The sequence below is a fragment of the Kribbella yunnanensis genome (genome assembly GCF_039529655.1).
Classification (GTDB): Bacteria; Actinomycetota; Actinomycetes; order Propionibacteriales; family Kribbellaceae; genus Kribbella; species Kribbella yunnanensis.
The window spans coordinates 856,885-874,775 of record NZ_BAAANF010000017.1; the positions used below are offsets into that span (position 1 = coordinate 856,885).

Genomic DNA, 17,891 nt, shown 5'->3' on the forward strand with positions numbered 1-17,891 from the left:
TGCCTCCAAATGACATCAGGGCGGGGAGGTAGTTATCCGACTATTAGGAAAGTTTCCTGATAATTGAGAGGAACTTAATCTCGACGCTGAGTGTTGTCAACGGGTCGCGCAAAGTAATCACGCAGTTGTGCGCTCGGGCCATGCTTTCTTGAGCGCCGACAGCGTGACCACCAGCGCCGGCCGCCGCGAGGTGACGGTCCGCCAGACGGCATAGACCCGCCGGCTCGGCACGGGATGCAGCGGTACGGCGACCACTCCGTCCGGCACGGGTCCTCGGCCCAGCCGGGGGAGCAGGCCGATCCCGATGCCGCGGGCAAGTATCGCCAACTGGGTCTGGTATTCAGCCACTGAATAGGCGACATCGGGCTCGACCCCGGCCCGGCGCATCGTCCGGACCAGCCACTCGTGGCAGATCGAACCCGGGACCTGGCAGATCCAGCGCTCGCCGACCAGATCCTCGGCGCGGACGAACTCCTTACCTGCCAGGCGATGCGAGGCCGGCACCAGTACGTCGGCCGGATCGGACCCGAGCTTGATCCGCGACAGGCCCTCGGGCAGCGCGAGCGGGGTGTTGTGCCAGTCGTGCACCAACGCGAGTTGCGCGTCACCGCGGTTGACCGAGGCAACAGCCTCGAGCGGGTCGATCTCGTTCACCCGTACGTCGAGCTCCGGGTGATCGACGATGAGTCGGCTCAGCGCCGTCGGCAGCAAGCCGCGGGCGGCGGTCGGGAAGGCCGCGATCCGCAGTGTGCCGATCGCCTGTCCACGTTGCTCTTCCAGCGTCAGCTCGGCGTCCTCGACCAGCTCCAGCACACGGGCCGCGGTGGCCGCGAGCTGCAGTGCCGCATCCGTCAATGCGATCCCACGCCCCTGCCGCTCGACCAGGGTGGTCCGAGTCTCGCGCTCGAGTTTGGCCAGCTGCTGCGATACCGCGGAGGGCGTGTAACCGAGCGCCTCGGCAGCACGATTCACCGAGCCGTGCTGCGCGACGGCGTACAGGGCTCGTAGCCGGCCGAGATCGATCATGTAGCACTCCTACAGAGACAGCGGTAGCAATCGGTGCTGGTGCTTAAGTCTAGTCCGCAACCAGACTGGCTGCATGAAACCTCGTGACCTGCTCCTGGCGCTCGCCGTCGTGATCGCCTGGGGCGTGAACTTCGTGGTGATCGAGGTCGGCCTGGAGGATTTCCCGCCGTTGCTGTTCTCGGCGCTGCGATTCTTTTTGGCCGCCGTTCCGGCAATCTTCTTTCTCGGCCGGCCGCGGGTGGCCTGGCGTTATGTGATCGGGGTCGGGCTGGCGCTCGGCGTCGCGAAGTTCGGGCTGCTGTTCCTGGCCATGGATCGCGGCGTTCCGGCCGGACTCGCGTCGCTGGTTCTGCAATGCCAGGTGATCTTCACCGTGCTGTTCGCGATCACGGTACTGCGGGAGCGGCCGCGGCCGGCCCAGATCGCCGGGATCGCGATCGCCTGTGGCGGGATGCTGCTGATCATGCTCGACCGCGGTCTGTCCGCGCCGCTCGGCGCGCTCGCGCTGGTGATCCTCGCTGGGGCGTGCTGGGGCGTTTCCAACACCATCACCCGGTACGCGAAGCCGCCGGACACGCTGCGATTCATGGTCTGGGTCAGCGCGGTCGCCGTCGTACCGCTGACGCTGTTGTCGCTGCTCACCGAAGGGCCGCGGGCCGACCTCGATGCGATCTGGGGGATCGAGCTCACCGGGGTCGGCGCGCTGGCCTACCTGGCTGTGGTGGCCACGCTCTTCGGGTTCGGCGTGTGGGGCTACCTGCTGCGCCAGTACGACGCCAGCACCGTGGCGCCGTTCTCGCTCCTGGTACCGGTTGTCGGGATGGCGGCCGCCTGGGCGTTGCGCGGTGAGGCGGTCGGCGGGCAGCAGGCGATCGCCGCCGTACTGATCATCGGCGGAATGGCCTGTACTGTCATCCGACGTTCAGGGGCGGCATCTGCCACCCCCGAGCCAGCGACGATTCGTACGCCGGAGCTCCACCAGCGAAGTATTCGGTGAACTTCATGATCAGCGGGTCCCAGCGGAGTGGGTCGATGTAGCGGTCGTTGCTCATCAGCAGGTCGTCGCGGACCTGCACCTGCTCGACCTTCATCGAGAGTGCGCAGAGGTGTTCCGAAGGGCCGCCGATCGGGTGGATCGCCTCGATCCGGCCCTCGAGCGTGATCGGGCTTTCCTCGACCATGTCGAGTCCGGTCACGGCTCCCGCCGTACGGGTGAGTCCGGCGGCGGCGAACTTGTCCGGCTCGAAGCGGTAGCCGCGGGCGCGCTTCGAGTCCGACATCTCCTCCGAGCCGGTGAGCAGGGCGATCCGGTCCAGGGCGGCGACCATGGCCGGGTCGACCAGGTTGAGGACGACCTCGGGGCGGTCGACGAGGTTCTTGACCGTCTGCGAGCTCGTCCCCATCCCGAGCATGGCGTAGTAGCCGAGCCACCAGGCCGACGACATCGGGGCGAGGTTGGTGGAGCCGTCCGGGTTCCGCGTGCTGACCAGGACGACCGGCGTGCCGAAGTAGAGAACCTTGGGCTCAACTGTGCGCTTCATGCCCATGGAACGCACAGCAGGTCAGATGTGTGAGGGCGCTACTCGTAGGGGTTGGCAGGGGCGGCGACCGACTTGACCGAGTCGACCGTGAGGGCGGCGACGTCACCGTCGACGCGCTTACTCGGTTCGGCCCACTCGCCGGTGACGGTGACCCACTGGTTCTTCGGTGGCGCGGCCTGGCCGCGGGCCTCGACCATGAACGCCGTGGCGTCGGCGACGCAGCAGGTCAGGCCCATCCGGGTCACGTACCAGGTGCCGTTCTTGGCCGGGGTCACGAAGCCGGTGAGCGAGAAGGAACGACCCTTCATGCTCTCCTTCTCCCACACCGCCCAGACGGAGTAGTCGCGGACCGCGAGGTTGACCGGGCCGCCTTGCGGGTTATCGGCCAGCCAGGAGTTGCTCTTCGGCTGGATCGGCTTCGACGCCACCGGTGACTGGCGCTGAGCCGCCGCGGCACCGAGCGCGGGCGGGTCGACGACCAGCAGGGCGAAGATCGGGATCAGCAGCAGCCAAGCGGCCCGCGGGAGGCCGTGGTGGCCGTGCCCGTCGTCGTGCTCATGCTCATGCTCGTCCTCGGGCTTCTTCTTGCGGGTGTCCATCAGTACGTCGGCCACCGCGAGCGCGATCAGGATCAATCCGGCCGCGAGCAGCATCCACCGCATCCCGGGTTTCACGTATCGCAAATAGGTGTTCGACACCGCGAGCTGGACCACCGCGGCCCCGACGAACACGATCACCAGTCCGGCCACATTGCGCTTCACAGCAACCACCACCCCACTCCGAGACTGGCCAGTACGGCGACCACGAACGTGGCCGGCGCGAACCGGACGGCGAACTTCGGACCGAACGTTCCGGCCTGCAGAGCAATCAGCTTCACGTCGACGATCGGGCCGACCACCATGAACGCGAGACGCGCGGTCAGCGAGAACTGGGTCAGGCTCGCAGCGACGAACGCGTCCGCCTCCGAGCAGATCGCCAGCAGTACGGCGAGGAGTCCGAGAACGAGCACGGACAGCAGCAGGTTGCTGGCCACGTGGTCGAGCCAGGCGCGCGGGACGACGACGTTCAGCGTGGCGGCCGCGGCGGCGCCGACCACCAGGAAGCCGCCGGCGTGCAGGAAGTCGTGCAGCATCGACGAGCGGAACACCTCGAACTTCGCGGTGCCCTCGGCGTGCCGGTTCTTCGGCATCTTCAGCCAGGAGCCGCCCTTGCCGGTCAGCAGCCACAGCCAGCCGAGGATCATCGAGACCAGGAGCGAGGTGACCGCGCGGGCCACCACCACCTTCGGCTGCCCGGGGAACGCGACCGCGGTGGACGCCAGCACGACCGGGTTGATTGCCGGCGCGGACAGCAGGAACGCGATCGCCGCGGCCGGCGTGACTCCGCGGGCCATCAGCGCGGCCGACACGGGCACCGAGGCGCACTCACAGCCCGGCAGGATGACCCCGGACGCGCTCGCCACCGGTACGGCGAGGGCCGGGTGCTTGGGCAGCGCCTTCGCGAAGAACGACGCCGGGATGAACGCGGTCAGCGCCGCCGACAGCAGCACGCCGAGCACCAGGAACGGCAGCGCCTGCACGGTCACGCCGACGAACATGGTCGCCCAGGTGCGGACGCCCTCGTCGGTGAAGACGCCGGCGAAGATCCGGCGCCCGAACAGGGCCAGACCCACCAGCAGGACCAGCGTCGCGGTGAAGGCGATCGACGATCCACCTGGTTCTTTCGGCGGCTTCTCGGCCTTTTCGGCGACGTCGGCGGTGGCGCTCATGGGCGGAATCCTGACACAACGGAGCGCGTTCGAACGAGGACTCAGCGCGCCCCTGAAATGAAAATCAGCGTCATTTCGGGAAATACTCGTGATGAGCGCGGACCCCAGGGCCATCACATTTGCCGTCCTGGCGCGGTTCCCCGCGGGGAGGGGCGCGGCGGGGCCAGTTGTGATGGCGTCCAGGTTCGGGCGTGGCAGGCTGGGGAGCATGGATGCCGACGTCGTGCGTGCAGTGAACGACCTGACCGGCCGCTGGGTTCGGAGCCTGGAGCCGGGGAACACCGTCGTGTCCGGGCTCGGTCTGTGGCCGTTGCTGGCGATCCTCGCCACCGCCGGTGATGAACCCGGCCGCGCTGAGCTCGCCGCCGCTGCCGAGGTGGCCGCTGCCGACGGCTCGCGGCTGGCCGTGCGGCTGATCGAGGCGCTCGACGAGTCCGCCGATCTCCACGCGGCGCTCGGCGTCTGGGTGAGCGAGCAACTAAAACTCGCCGAGTCCTTCGGCGAGGTCGTACCGGCTCCCGTGGTCGGGATGCTGACCGGCCGGCCCGACGTGGACAAGCCGAAGCTCGACGCGTGGGCGACCGAGCACACCGACGGGCTGATCCGCGAGATGCCGGTCGACATCGACCCCGACGTGATGCTCGTCCTCGCCTCCGCACTCTGCCTCCGCACGACCTGGGTCCGCCCGTTCACCGAGCAGGTCAAGCGCCTCAAGGGCGAGTGGGCCGGTTCCTGGCGCTGGCTCGAGCGAACCGACCACGACCTCGACTCCGTACGCCGGTACGACGACCTGACCGTGATCACGGTTCGCGGCGACGCGGATGTCGACGTACTGCTCGGTCTTGGTACCGGGGATGTCGTCGGCGGGCTCCTGGACGCGGCGGCCCGCCCGGGCGACGGCGTACCGGGTAGTCGGCTGATCGAGGGGGCCGATGAGGTTGCGCCCGGGGTGCGGATCGGGAAGACGACGAGTGGGCGGCCGGATGTGCGGTTGTCGCTTCCGTCGTTCGAGGTCTCGGCATCCCATGACCTGTTGGCGTCTGCGGAGTTGTTCGGGCTGTCGGCCGTGGCCTCGAACCCTGGGGTCCGCGGTCATTTCAGTGCGATCAGCCCGATGCCGCTGGCGATCGGGCAGGCCAAGCAGGAGGTGCTCGCGCGGTTCTTCGCGACCGGGTTCGAGGCCGCGGCCGTGACGTCGATCGCGATGACGCGAGCCGCGATGGCGACCAGTCATTCGAGGCGGCTGGACGTCGTACTGGATCGTCCTTTTGCCTTCACCGCTGTACTGCGGGAGTCGCGGCTGCCCATCGTCGCTGGCTGGATCGAATCGCCTACCGAGGCAGGCTGAACAAGCGGTTGAGCAGCGCGGACGCCTCGTCGACACCTGTCCTGTCGCCGGTCAGCAGGAGGTCGAAGAGGAGTCCGCGAGAGGCCGCCAGGCCGAGACGCGCGTAGCTTGGCGCTTGGTCAGCTGGGATACCCGCTTTGATGCATAGGGCAACCAACGGTGGCAGCCAGACATTGATCAGGTCCGCCTTGAGCTCCGCCGTGTGCGGCTGGTCGCGCATCGCATGTGCGGAAAGCTCGAAAAACAAGGGGCCGTAGATCAACGTTGCCTCGGTCACCTTTCGCCAGAACTGCTCCGACTGCTCGGCGACCGGCAGTCCCGTCAGCTCCTCGAGCAGGTCACGTTGCTGCTGCTCGACCGTCCGGACCACCTCCGCCAGCAGCCCCTCGCGAGATTTGAAGTGGTAGATCAGCATCCGGTGGCTGGTCCCGAGACCGGCCGCGATACCGCGCAGGCTGGCATCGCCGATCCCGTTCTTCGCGAAGTACTCGACCGCGTCCCCGAGCAGGGTTTCCCGGCTCACCGCTCCGCGAGCTCCTTCAGCTTTTCGGTCTCGGTGGCGATGTAGCGACGCGTCAGCCCGGCGTACAACCGGCCGAACAGCCAGCCGAGCGGCCCCTCCTGAATGATCGTCGCCGTCGCGACCGTGCCCTCCGGCGTACTGACCACGCGGTGACCACCCGTCGTCTTGATCCCGGGGGCCTTCGACACCCACTCGAAGTACTGCCCCTCCACAAGCTCTGTCACCTCCCACACCGCCACCGGAAGCTTCGGCTGCCGGATCCGCGTCCGCGCCCCCGGACGGATGCGTCCTTCGTCGAGCCGCTCCACGCTCTCGACCGTCGGCGTCCACTCGGGCCACCGCTCGACATCGCTGAACACCGCCCAGACCCGCTCGGCCGGTGCCTGGATCGTGACGGAATGGTCGAATCTCATGTACCAAATGGTACACGAAACGGCCTCACGGTATGGTCAGGTTCCATGGCAGACCAGAACACCCCTGAGAACGAGCAGGACCCGGGCGCGAACACCCAGATGTTCCGTGCCTTCGTCAGCGAGGGCGAGGCGCCCGCCGAGTCCAAGCCGAACGGCCGCATCCTCGCCATCGCCGGCGCGGCAGTGCTGCTGGTGGTCGTCATCGTCCTCATCGCGGTCCTCTGACCCCTTGACCGATCTCCCGGTCGCCGTCGTCAAGGTCTTCACCGACCAGGACGGCCACTTCGGCAACCCCTTGGGCATCGTCGCCGGCCACCTGGTCCCACCCAGCGGCCGCCAAGCCCTGGCCGCCCACCTCGGCTACAGCGAGACCGTGTACGTCGACGACGCGGCCACCGGCGCCGTCCGTATCTTCACCGCCACCGGCGAAATGCCGTTCGCCGGCCACCCCACCGTCGGTGTCGCCTGGTGGCTCCGCAGCCAGGGCCACGCCGTACCGACCCTGCGGACGCCAGCCGGCGAAATCCCCGTCACCTTCGAAGGTGACCTGGTCTCCGTCCGAGCCGACACCAGCTGGGGCAGCACCTGGGACTGGACCGAGCTTCCGACCCCCACCGACGTGCTGGCCGCCGACCCCGCTTCCTACTCCGCGGGCCACACCTATCTCTGGTCCTGGATCTCGCCCGGCGTCATCCGCGCCCGAGCGTTCGCCCCCGCCATGGGCGTCCCCGAAGACGAAGCCACCGGCTCCGCGGCCACCCAACTGACGGCCTTGCTCGGCCGCGATCTGCACATCATCCAAGGCGCCGGCTCGCACCTCCACACCACCCACCTCCCGCCGTCCCACGCAACGGTCGGCGGTCGGGTTGTATGGGCCGAATAGCCCTCTGACCTGCGCGAATACCAGATCTGGTCAATTGACCAGGTACTTTCGCGAACTCTGTCACTACCTGCAATTTCGTTGACCCGGCGGGTAGCCGCGGGACAGTCTTGCCCCGCCCTCGGCCGACCTCCGAGTGGCGCGCCTCGGGGGAGGTTCGCGTTTTTCGGCGGTCGTGAATTCCAGGGGTGAGGCATGTCTTCCAATCGGTGGTCCTTGCGCGCGTTCTTGCGCCCGATCAGCGTCCTTTCGATCACATCGGTGCTGGCTGCGGGTCTCGCAGCCGTTCCGGTAGTCGCGCAGGCGAAGTCGGAGGTCGCGCCGTCCTCGGCGAAGACCGTGGCCGACGCCACGCGACTGGCGGCTCGGTTCAACACTTCGGTCGAGGTGGAGGAGAAGACGACGCCGTACGCGCGCACCGTCGCCACCCCGCAGGGCACGCTGAAGGCGGAGATCGCCAACCAGCCGGTCCGCGTCCAGAAGGACGGGGTGTGGACCGCCGTCGACACGAATCTGGCGGTTCGCCCCGACGGCCTGATCGCGCCCAAGGCGTCGACGACCGACATCGTCTTCTCGGCCGGCGGCAACGGCCCGCTCGCCCGCTTCACGCGCTCCGGTGGCATCTTCGAGCTCAAGGCACCTTGGTTGCTCCCGGCACCGACCTTGTCCGGATCCAAGGCGACGTACGCCGCTGTGCTGCCTGGCGTGGACCTTGTCGTCGACGCCGCGGACAGCAGCTTCAGCTACAACCTGGTCGTCCAGAACCGGGCGGCCGCCGCGAACCCCGCGCTGCGCAGCCTGACCTTCCCGGTCACCACCAAGAACCTCAGCCTCCGCACCACGCAGCCCGGCAGGCCGTCGTACGTCGACTCGTCCGGGCGGGAGGTGCTCACAGTCGGTGAACCGCTGATGTGGGACTCGGCCGGCGCGGTCACCAAGACGAAGGGCGTCGCCGCCGAGGCTGTCGAGAGGGGACCCGCGGGCCCGTCCAAGCGCGCGCTGATGCAGTTCTCGGGTAGCAAGCAGGGGCTGACGGTCACGCCGGATCAGAAGCTGCTGACCGCCGCGGACACACAGTTCCCCGTCGTCATCGACCCGACGATCAAGACGGTCGACCGCAACGGCTGGACCGCGATCTGGCAGCTGTACCCGACCACGCCGTTCTGGAAGACGACGCACAGCCTGGGTGTCGGGTTCGAGGACTTCGAGCAGCACAAGATCGTGCGCACCTACTTCCAGTTCGACGTCGCGGCGTACACCGGCAAGAAGATCCTCAGCTCGTCGCTGCGCACCTACGAGATCCACTCCGCCAGTTGCGCCGCGCGCTCGGTCACCGTGTCGCGCACCGCAGCCGTCGGATCGGCCACGACCTGGAACAACGCACCTGGTGGCCAGGCCGACGTCGCCTCCCAGACCGTTGCCAAGGGCTACAACTCGTCCTGCCCCGCGGGCGCCGTCGAGTTCGACGTGACCAACTCGATGCAGTACACCTCCACGGCCAACGGCAAGACCGCGACCTTCCGGCTGCGGGCGACCAGCGAGACCGACGGGATCGCCTGGAAGCAGTTCAACAGCACCGGCAAGCTCGATATCGAGTACGCCGCCTACCCGCTGCCGGCATACGAGCTCGGGGCAGCCACCAGCACCGACCTGCCCAGCGGCTGCGACCCCTCGACAGACCCCGCCATCATCGCCTCGACCGTGCCGTGGATCTATGGCAAGGGCTGGGTCGGCGCCGGTGACACCGGGGCCCGGATCGTCGTGCAGTGGCAGATCGTCAGCCCGTCCCAGTCCGTCTGGACGTTCCAGAGCCCGACGGTCGCACCCGGGGTGAAGGTCAAGGGGCAGCCGCTGGCACCGCTGGCCACCAACGTCATGTACACCTACCGGGCCCGCACGCTGTACGCGGTCAAGGGCGGCACATTGGCCTCGGCATGGTCGCCGTCCTGCTACTTCAAGATCGACACAACGCCACCACCCGCGCCAACGATCACCGCGAGCTACAACGGCCAGACGCTGCAGGACTGCCTGACCAGCTCAACACCTGACGTCTGCCCGGTTTCGGTGCCCTTCGGCGCCAAGGTGCGGTACACGATCTCCTCGACCAGCACTGATGTCTCAGCGCTCAGCTACGGTTTCAACGGAAAGATGACGCGCGTCAACGGACGCTCGGTGACTGTCGACCTGCTCACTCCCGGGCAGACCCTGATGACGCTCGGGGCCAAGAGCCACGATGCGGCCGACCACGCGAGTACGACGAAGTACCACCGGATCAATGTCGGACCCGGATTGCCGCCATCAGGCGCGTGGAACTTCGACGAAGGATCCGGTACGACGGCCGCCGACTCCTCCGGCAAGAATCACCCGCTCGCGGTGACCGGCGCCCAGTTCGACGATGCCGGTCGAGTCGGCGGCTCGCTGACCTTCGACGGCAACAACGACGGCGACAACCGCGCCACCGTCGGCGGTGCCGGAACCTTCATCGACACCTCGCAGAACTTCAGTATCTCGGCCTGGGCCCGCCCGACCGTTTCGAAGGACTCGGGCATCGTGTCGATCACCGGTACCCAGGCCAACGCCGGGCTGCTGCGCTACACCGGCACCCGCTGGTCGTTCATGCAGAACCTGACCGATTCGAGCACAGCCGGCCAAGCCCGGGTGGACTCGACCGCCGTACCGGTCCTGAATGCCTGGACGCACGTGCTGGGTGTCTTCGACGCGAGCAACAAGACAATGGCGCTGTACGTCAACGGCCGCATCCAGGGTGCTCCGGTCAGCTTCAGCCACACCCCCTGGAAGGGGACCGGGACGGTCGAGGTCGGCTCGTACCGCGTCAGCACCTTCAAGGGCGTCTTCAACGGCGCGGTCGACGATGTGAAGATCTACCCCCGCACGATCTCGGCCGCCGAGGCGAATGTGCTCGCCGACCCGCGCACCGGCCCGTCCGGCAGCGATGAGCCGGTTGCCTCGCTCGCCGCGAAGTTCCCCTTCGACAGCGTCTCCGTCCGTCCGAACGGCGTCTGGGTCAGCGAGGACACCGTCTACGGCCAGGACTGGGCCGTCTCCGGCTTCGCCGGCTCGCCGGACCAGACCTCGGCGATCGTCGAGGACCCGGAGCGCGGCAACGTCCTGACCACGACCGGGACCACCTCGGAGCTGCTCGCGGTCAACAGGCCGCTGGTCGACTCGACGGCTTCGTTCACGGTGACGTTGTGGGTGAAGGTTCAGGATCCGACGAAGAAGCAGGTGTTCGTGCGGCAACTGGGAGCCAACAAGGACTCCTGGCGGATCGAATACCGCCCGGGCACCGACGACGACGCCGAATGGGTCTTCAGTCGGGCCGCCAGTGACACGACCACCGGTGCCTACGTGAGCGTCACTCAACCGACCAACCAGACCACCGCCGGCGAGTGGACGGCCCTGGCGGCGCAGTACAGCGCTGCCACGGACCAGATGACCTTGCTGATCACGGACCGGTCCGGCGACGGCGGTACGGCAACGTTCACGACACCGTTCCAGGGCAGCGCGACGATCGTCGCTCGGCCGGATGAGACCGACACGGGTTACTCACCCCTGAATGCCGCGATGGACGACCTGCGTGTCTACACAGGCGTCGTACCGCAACGCCAGCTCTGCATCGAGTTCAGCAACGACCCGACGGAGTGTTCCTGATGAAGCTCAAGCTACGGACCCGCGCCCTCCCGGTCCTGCTCGCGCTGTCGCTGACCGCCACGGTGGCGATCGTCGGGCCGACCAGCGCGGCTGAGGCGGGAAGCCCGGACCGGCCGAAGCCGGTGAAGGCCAAGAGCGTCAAGGTCAAGGACGTCCCGCCGGCCGCGGCTCCGGTCGAGTCGGCGGACCTGCAGAAGGCCGTCGCCAAGACGACCGAGTTCGCGAACCGGCCGGTGCACTGGCCGGCCCCGGGTCGCCAGACGATCGCGGTCAACGCCGCGACCGACAAGCCGGCCGGGCCGGTCGCCGCACGTTCCGCGAAACGTACGGCGCCGGCCGCGGTCGACCTCGATTTCCTCGACCAGGCGGCCAGTGCGCGCGCCGGGGTGAGCGGCGTACTGGTCAAGGCGAGTACGGCGGCCAAGTCCGACGTACAGCTGTCTTTTGACTACTCCGGCTACGAGAACGCGTACGGCGGCGACTGGGCCGCGCGGCTCGAGGTCGTCGCACTCCCGGCTTGTGTCCTCACGACGCCCAAGGCACCGGGTTGTGCGACCAGCACGCCGTTGCAGACGTCCAACGATCCGGCTGCGAAGACTGTCACGACGACCGCGCCGTTGAGTGCGCAGCAGTCGGTCTTCGCGATCACTGCCGGTTCGGATTCGAGCGCTGGTGATTACTCGGCGACGAGCCTCTCGGCGTCCTCGAGCTGGTCGGGCGGTGGGTCGAGTGGTGACTTCACCTGGTCGTATCCGCTGCGGGTGCCGCCCGCCGCGGCCGGGCCGACGCCGAGCCTGGCCTTCTCGTACTCGGCGCAGTCGGTCGACGGCCGGACCTCGGCCTCCAACAACCAGGTCTCGTGGGTCGGTGAGGGATTCGACCTGACGGAATCCTTCGTCGAGCGCAAGTACACGAGCTGCGACGAGGACGGCAAGGTCGGCAAGTACGACCAGTGCTGGAAGTACGACAACGCCACGCTGACGCTCAACGGCAAGTCTAACGAGCTCGTCCGGTCGGCCGGTGACGCGATCGGTGCCAGCACGTGGAAGCTGAAGAACGACGACGGGTCGAAGGTCGAGAAGCTGATCGGCACCGACGACAACGGTGACGCGCTCAAGGAGTACTGGAAGGTCACCACCACCGACGGGACCCAGTACTTCTTCGGCAAGCATAAACTGAAGCCCGGCCTGACCGCCGTCACGAACTCGGTCTTCACCGCCCCTGTGTACGGCGACGACGCGGGCGAGCCCTGCAACACCACCGCCACCGGCTGCAACCTGGGCTGGCGCTGGAACCTCGACTACGTGGTCGACCTGCACGGCAACGCCATGTCGTACTGGTACACCAAGGAGCTCAACAACTACGCCAAGAACGGCGTCGCGTCGCCCGGTACGTCGTACGTGCGTGGCGGTTACCTCAACCGGATCGACTACGGCCTGCGGGACGCCTCGCTTGCCGATGGGGTGAAGGCGCCGCAGCAGGTCGTCTTCACCGCGGCCGAACGCTGCCTCGCGAACTGTTCGGTGCTGAACGCAACGACCAAGGGGAACTGGCCGGACGTCCCGTTCGACCAGATCTGCGAGGGGACGACAGCGTGCACGAACAAGGTCTCGCCGACGTTCTTCACGCGCAAGCGCCTGTACCAGATCCAGACCCAGGTGCTGAACGGCTCGACGTACCAGCCGGTCGACTTCTGGCAGACCAACCTGACCTTCCCGACGCCGGGTGACGTCGCCGACGGCAAGCCGATGTGGCTGAACGGCATCTCCCACAGCGGCAAGGTCGGTACGGCGATCGCCGTCCCCGACGTGACCTTCAAGCCGGTCGGTCTGCCGAACCGGGTCGACACTCGGACCGACGGTCTGCCGGGGCTGGTCCGGTACCGGGTCGGTGAGATCAACACCGAGACCGGCGCCAAGGTGATGGTCAACTATGCCGGTAAGGAGTGCATGTCCGGCGAACGCCCGGCCAAGGACACCAACACCAAACGCTGTTATCCCGTGAAGTGGAAGCCGCAGGGTGAGGTCGAGCGGGAGGACTGGTTCCACAAGTACGTCGTCGACAATGTCGTCACCACCGACCAGACCGGCAACGGCGCGCCCATGGTCACGCAGTACGCGTACTCCGGCGGCGGTGCCTGGCACTACCAGCAGTCGCCGATGATCAAGGACGCCGACAAGACCTGGTCGGACTGGCGCGGCTACAGCACAGTCACGACGTACAGCGGCGACCCGGGCGACAACACCCGCCCGCGCAGCCGCTCGGTGACGAAGTACTTCCGCGGCATGGACGGCGACAAACTCGAAGGCACCACGGCCGTCAAGAACGTCGACGTCACCGACACGGCAGGCGGCGTACGGGCGGATGCCGAGGCGCTGTCCGGTAGCCCACGCGAGCAGATCACTTACCAGCACGCGACCTCCAACACCGAGGTCTCCGGCGTCATCACCGACTACCTCATCACGCCCAAGGCGTCGTACGCCGTCCCCGGCGGCACCCTGAAGTCAAACTTCGTAGGCACTTCGGCAACCCAGAACCGGATCGCCCGCGACGGCGGCCGCCCGGACCTCGTCAGCGCGACCTCAACCACGTACGACCCCGACAACAACCTCCCCAACAAGGTCACCGACCACGGCGACGCCGCGAAAACCGGCGACGAGACCTGCACGATCACCAACTACCTCAAGAACACCAGCACCTGGCTGCTCGCCCTCCCCATCCGCATCGTCACCTCTTCCGGCGCCTGCGACTCGGTATCCCCGAATCCGCCGGAGAGCCGCGTCCTGACCGACGTGCGGACGTTCTACGACAGCAAGGCCTACGGAGTCGCAACCCTCGGCGACGCGACCCTGGTCCAGCGCCTGCACCACTACACCGACGGCGTCCCCGTCTACCAGAACGCCGCTACCAAGGTCTACGACGCTCTGGGCCGCGCAACGTCATCGGGCGACGCGCTCGGACGTGTCACCACAACTGCCTACACGCCTGCACTGACCGGTCCGCTCACGCAGACCGTGATCAGGCAGCCGACGGTCAACAACTACAGCGGTGCGCCGGTCAACTTCACCACGACAACGACGTACAGGGCCGAATGGGGCTTGCCGTCCAAGACGTCGGATGTGAACGGCAAGATCACCGAGCTGGCGTACGACGGGCTCGGCCGGTTGACCGGCGTATGGCTTCCGAGCCAGGCTCCGGCCGCGACGAAGCTCGCCAACACCAAGTACACCTACACGATCTCGAACACCGCCCCCTCGACGATCCGCACCGACACGCTGAACATCCAGGCGAACGGCTACAACACGTCGTACCAGCTGTTCGACTCTTTGCTGCGCGACCGCCAGAGCCAGACGCCGGCGGCAGACGGCGGCCGCGTGATCAGCGAAACGCGCTACGACTCGCGTGGTCTCGCGATCTACCAGAACAGCGACGTCTGGAACTCGGCGGCACCGGCGGCGACCCTCGTCGCGATCCCCAACGCCTCAGTGCCGAAGCAGACCTTCAACGAGTACGACGGTTCCGGCCGCACGGTGAAGACCACGTTCATGAGCATGCTGCAGCCGAAGTGGTCGACCACCACCAGCTACGGCGGCGACACGACGACAGTGCTGCCGCCGGCCGGAAGTCCGGCGACCACGAGCGTGACCGACGTCCGCGGTCGGATCATCGAGCGGCGCGAGTTCAAGGGCAACACCGCGACCGGGACCCCGGACCTGACGAAGTACACGTTCGACGTGGCCGGTCAGATGACGCGGATGGACGGCGCCGGTGGAAGCTGGACCTACAAGTACGATCTCCGAGGTCGCAAGGTCGAAAGCACGGATCCCGATGCCGGCAAGACGACCTCGACGTACGACGAGGGCGACCGGCTCGTCTCGACCACGGACTCGGCGAACAAGACAGTTGTCACGACGTACGACGCGCTGGATCGCGAGACCGGGGTCTACCAGACAAGCGTCGCCCCGGAGAACCTGCTGGCCGACTGGAAGTACGACAAGACGGGTCTGCTCGGCCAGGTCGCCGAGTCTGCGAGTTATCCGACGGGTAAGTCGGGACCGGCGTACCGGACGTTGATCAACGACCGGAACGTGCTCTACAAGCCCACCCAGGTCACTCGGGTGATCCCCTCCGTCGAGGGCATCGAGGTCGACGGCAGCTACTGGACCAACTACGGCTATGAGCCCGACGGCAAGACGCTGGAGATGACGTCCCTGTCAGCCGGCGGCGGACTCGGCGCCGAAGACGTCCACTACGAGTACAACGCACTCGGCCTGCCGCTGAAGATGCACAGCGACCGGACGTATGTGAACGGCACCGAATACAACCCCTTCGGTGACGTCGCGAAGATCATGCTCGGCTCCGCGTTCGACATGGAGATCAACAACATCTACGAGGACGGCACCCGCCGCCTCGCCCGCACCACGGCCGGCAAGGCCGACATCTTCTCCGACCACGTCTACACCTACGACCCGACCGGCAACATCACCAAGGACCACAACCTGGTCCCGTCCGCCTCCGGCGGCGACGCCCAGTGCTTCCAGTACGACGGCCAGCGCCGCGTCACCGAGGCGTGGACACCCGCCAACGCCGACTGTACACAGCCTCCGAGCGCGCTCGGGCTGGGCGGAGTAGCGCCGTACTGGCAGTCCTGGACCTACACCGCGATCGGCCTGCGCAAGACCCAGGTCGACCACTCCACCGCGGGCAACGTCACCAGCACCTTCAACTACAACACCGACCAGCCCCACACCCTGGCCAACGTCGCCCAGACCGGCGCCGCGACCAAGGCCTACGACTACGACAGCCGCGGTAACACCACGGTGCGCCCCGGCCAGACCCTGAACTGGAACGTGCAAGGCAAGCTCGAGAAGCTCTCCGGCCCAGCAGGTGACACCAACTACGTCTACGACGCCGAAGGCGCCCTCCTGGTCCGCCGCAGCCCGACCGAGACCACCCTCTTCCTGGGTGAGCTCGAACTAACCCTCGACAAGGCAAGGCGCAAGGTCACCGGCAAGCGCCAGTACGAGTTCGCCGGCCAGACCATCGGCGTCCGCTCAGCCAACGGCACCGCCACCTCGGACATGTCCTGGCTGGTCGCCGACTACCACGGCACCTCCCAGGTAGCCGTAGACGCCGACACCCTGGTCGCCACCAAGCGCTACGCCAAACCCTTCGGCGACCCCCGCGGCACGCCACCCACGGCCTGGCCCGACGACCACGGCTTCCTGGGCAAACCCGAAGACAAGGACACCGGCCTCACCACCCTCGGCGCCCGCGAGTACGACCCCACCATCGGCCGCTTCCTCAGCGTCGACCCCCTGCTGGACGCCGCCGACCCCCAGCAAATGCTCGGCTACACCTACGCCAACGACAACCCCATCTCCGGCTCCGACCCCACCGGCCTGCTGAACCTCGACGACGGCGACGGGGGCGGCGGCTACACCGACGACGACGTAGACACCCAGTACTGCCCCGGCTGCCCCAACGACAACCCCAACCCCAAAGGCCCCAACGGCGGCTACAGCTACGACGACAACGACGGCGGCACCAACCACCACAAAGAAAAGAAGAAGAAGCGCGGCCTAGGCGGCTGGATCAAGAAACACGTCAACGAAGCCAAGGACAAAGTCGACGAAGCCCACGAATGGGCCAAAGACCACGCCTCCGAAATCGGAACCGGCATCGCGATCGGCGTCGCAGTCGTTGGTGCTGCCGCGTTCTGTGTCGGAACCGCGGGCTTGGGATGTGTCGTCATCGCGGGGGCCGTCGCCGGCGCTGCAGGCGCCGGACTCGGCTATGGCGCGGAGGTCGCGCTGGATGACGACAAGTCATTCAGCACTGCCAGCCTCGCCAAAGAAGTCGCCGTCGGTGGCGCTACAGGTGCCGCAGGTGGGGCCGCGGGCAAGCTCGCGGGTGCGCTCGGCGCCAAGCTGCTGGGGAAGACTGCTGCGGCTGCCTGCTCGTTTGCCGGCACAACCGAGGTTCTCATGGCGGACGGCAGCCGCAAGCCGATCCAAGAGGTCCGGGTAGGCGATGAAGTCGTCGCCACAGACCCAGAGACGGGCGAACAAGCCGCGAAGGCTGTCGAGCGTGTCTTCGTACACGACGACACGGTCGTGGACCTCGAGGTTGACGGCGAAACCATCACGACCACCGAGGACCACCCCTTCTGGTCTGTGACCGACCGGCGCTTCGAACGGGCGGACCAGCTCGCGACCGGCGAACAGGTGCTGGGCGCCGAGGGACAGGTCATCACGGTGTCGGGCCTGAAAGCCGGAACGGAGCACACGGCACCGGCCTACAACCTCCGAGTGCAAGGTATCCACACCTACCACGTGGGTGAGCGCTCGGTCCTGGTGCACAACACCTGCGATGGAGTACACCTGAGTCTGACCTACAAGCCAGGCTGGTCGGCGGCTCAGCGCGCGGCGGCCGATGCCAAGGTCGCAGCCCTCAACAAGGCTAGACTCATCGTGACCAAGGTCGAGCGCGCGGGCACGTCGGCCAGTCGTCGTTACAAACAAGCCGGCGGAACGGTGCCCGATGCACACGACGTGGATCATGTCATCGACCTGCAACTGGGTGGAGCGGACGATATTCTCAATATGAACCCGCTGCATTATTCCGTGAACAGGAGTCTCGGTTCTCAAATTCAGCAACAGATCCGCGGGCTGTCGCCCGGGACCCGGGTTTGCAGCATCTCGATCTGTAGTAGGTGAA

At 67.1% G+C, this 17,891-nt stretch carries 12 protein-coding genes; 6 read left to right on the forward strand and 6 right to left on the reverse strand.

The features are described 5' to 3' along the window. Positions 1-117 precede the first annotated feature (117 nt). A complete protein-coding gene (locus tag ABD231_RS27365) occupies positions 118-1,026 on the reverse strand; it encodes a LysR family transcriptional regulator (RefSeq protein ID WP_344158029.1) in 909 nt (302 codons plus the stop codon). Between the two features lie 73 nt (positions 1,027-1,099). Here ABD231_RS27365 and ABD231_RS27370 point away from each other — a divergent pair, with 73 nt between their 5' ends. Continuing rightward, the gene (locus ABD231_RS27370; protein WP_344158032.1) at positions 1,100-2,023 is read left to right on the forward strand and encodes an EamA family transporter; all 924 of its coding nucleotides are present in this window, start codon (positions 1,100-1,102) and stop codon (positions 2,021-2,023) included. On the opposite strand, the gene ABD231_RS27375 is transcribed toward ABD231_RS27370, so the two are convergent. Genes ABD231_RS27375 through ABD231_RS27385 form a run of 3 tightly spaced genes read right to left on the reverse strand, consistent with a single transcriptional unit; the run spans position 1,938 to position 4,335 of the window. After that, a complete protein-coding gene (locus ABD231_RS27375; protein WP_344158035.1) occupies positions 1,938-2,567 on the reverse strand; it encodes a flavin reductase family protein in 630 nt (209 codons plus the stop codon). The two genes, ABD231_RS27370 and ABD231_RS27375, sit on opposite strands and share 86 nt — an antisense overlap. Positions 2,568-2,605: 38 nt before the next feature. Continuing rightward, positions 2,606-3,328 (reverse strand): TIGR03943 family putative permease subunit, encoded by a 723-nt coding sequence (locus ABD231_RS27380; protein WP_344158038.1) that lies wholly within the window; start codon positions 3,326-3,328, stop codon positions 2,606-2,608. Then, on the reverse strand, positions 3,325-4,335 hold the full coding sequence (locus ABD231_RS27385; RefSeq protein WP_344158042.1) for a permease: 1,011 nt from the start codon (positions 4,333-4,335) through the stop codon (positions 3,325-3,327). Before ABD231_RS27385 ends, ABD231_RS27380 begins: the two co-directional genes overlap by 4 nt. A gap of 208 nt (positions 4,336-4,543) precedes the next feature. Between ABD231_RS27385 and ABD231_RS27390 the strand changes: the two genes are divergently transcribed. Then, on the forward strand, positions 4,544-5,683 hold the full coding sequence (locus ABD231_RS27390; RefSeq protein WP_344158044.1) for a serpin family protein: 1,140 nt from the start codon (positions 4,544-4,546) through the stop codon (positions 5,681-5,683). Here ABD231_RS27390 and ABD231_RS27395 read toward each other — a convergent pair. Further along, positions 5,667-6,206 carry a TetR/AcrR family transcriptional regulator gene (locus tag ABD231_RS27395; RefSeq protein ID WP_344158046.1) on the reverse strand — a complete coding sequence of 180 codons (540 nt, stop codon included), beginning with the start codon at positions 6,204-6,206 and terminating at the stop codon, positions 5,667-5,669. The genes ABD231_RS27390 and ABD231_RS27395 overlap by 17 nt on opposite strands. Further along, positions 6,203-6,619 carry an SRPBCC family protein gene (locus tag ABD231_RS27400; protein WP_344158048.1) on the reverse strand — a complete coding sequence of 139 codons (417 nt, stop codon included), beginning with the start codon at positions 6,617-6,619 and terminating at the stop codon, positions 6,203-6,205. Before ABD231_RS27400 ends, ABD231_RS27395 begins: the two co-directional genes overlap by 4 nt. 45 nt (positions 6,620-6,664) lie before the next feature. Here ABD231_RS27400 and ABD231_RS27405 point away from each other — a divergent pair, with 45 nt between their 5' ends. From ABD231_RS27405 to ABD231_RS27420, 4 genes are all read left to right on the forward strand, one after another. Next, a complete protein-coding gene (locus ABD231_RS27405; protein ID WP_344158051.1) occupies positions 6,665-6,844 on the forward strand; it encodes a hypothetical protein in 180 nt (59 codons plus the stop codon). 4 nt (positions 6,845-6,848) lie between these two features. Beyond that, complete coding sequence (locus ABD231_RS27410; protein WP_344158054.1) at positions 6,849-7,502, forward strand: PhzF family phenazine biosynthesis protein; 654 nt, start codon at positions 6,849-6,851, stop codon at positions 7,500-7,502. A gap of 192 nt (positions 7,503-7,694) precedes the next feature. Then, on the forward strand, positions 7,695-11,171 hold the full coding sequence (locus ABD231_RS27415) for a LamG-like jellyroll fold domain-containing protein (protein WP_344158057.1): 3,477 nt from the start codon (positions 7,695-7,697) through the stop codon (positions 11,169-11,171). Continuing rightward, a complete protein-coding gene (locus tag ABD231_RS27420) occupies positions 11,171-17,890 on the forward strand; it encodes a polymorphic toxin-type HINT domain-containing protein (protein WP_344158060.1) in 6,720 nt (2,239 codons plus the stop codon). The genes ABD231_RS27415 and ABD231_RS27420 overlap by 1 nt, the downstream gene beginning before the upstream one ends. Position 17,891 lies beyond the last annotated feature (1 nt).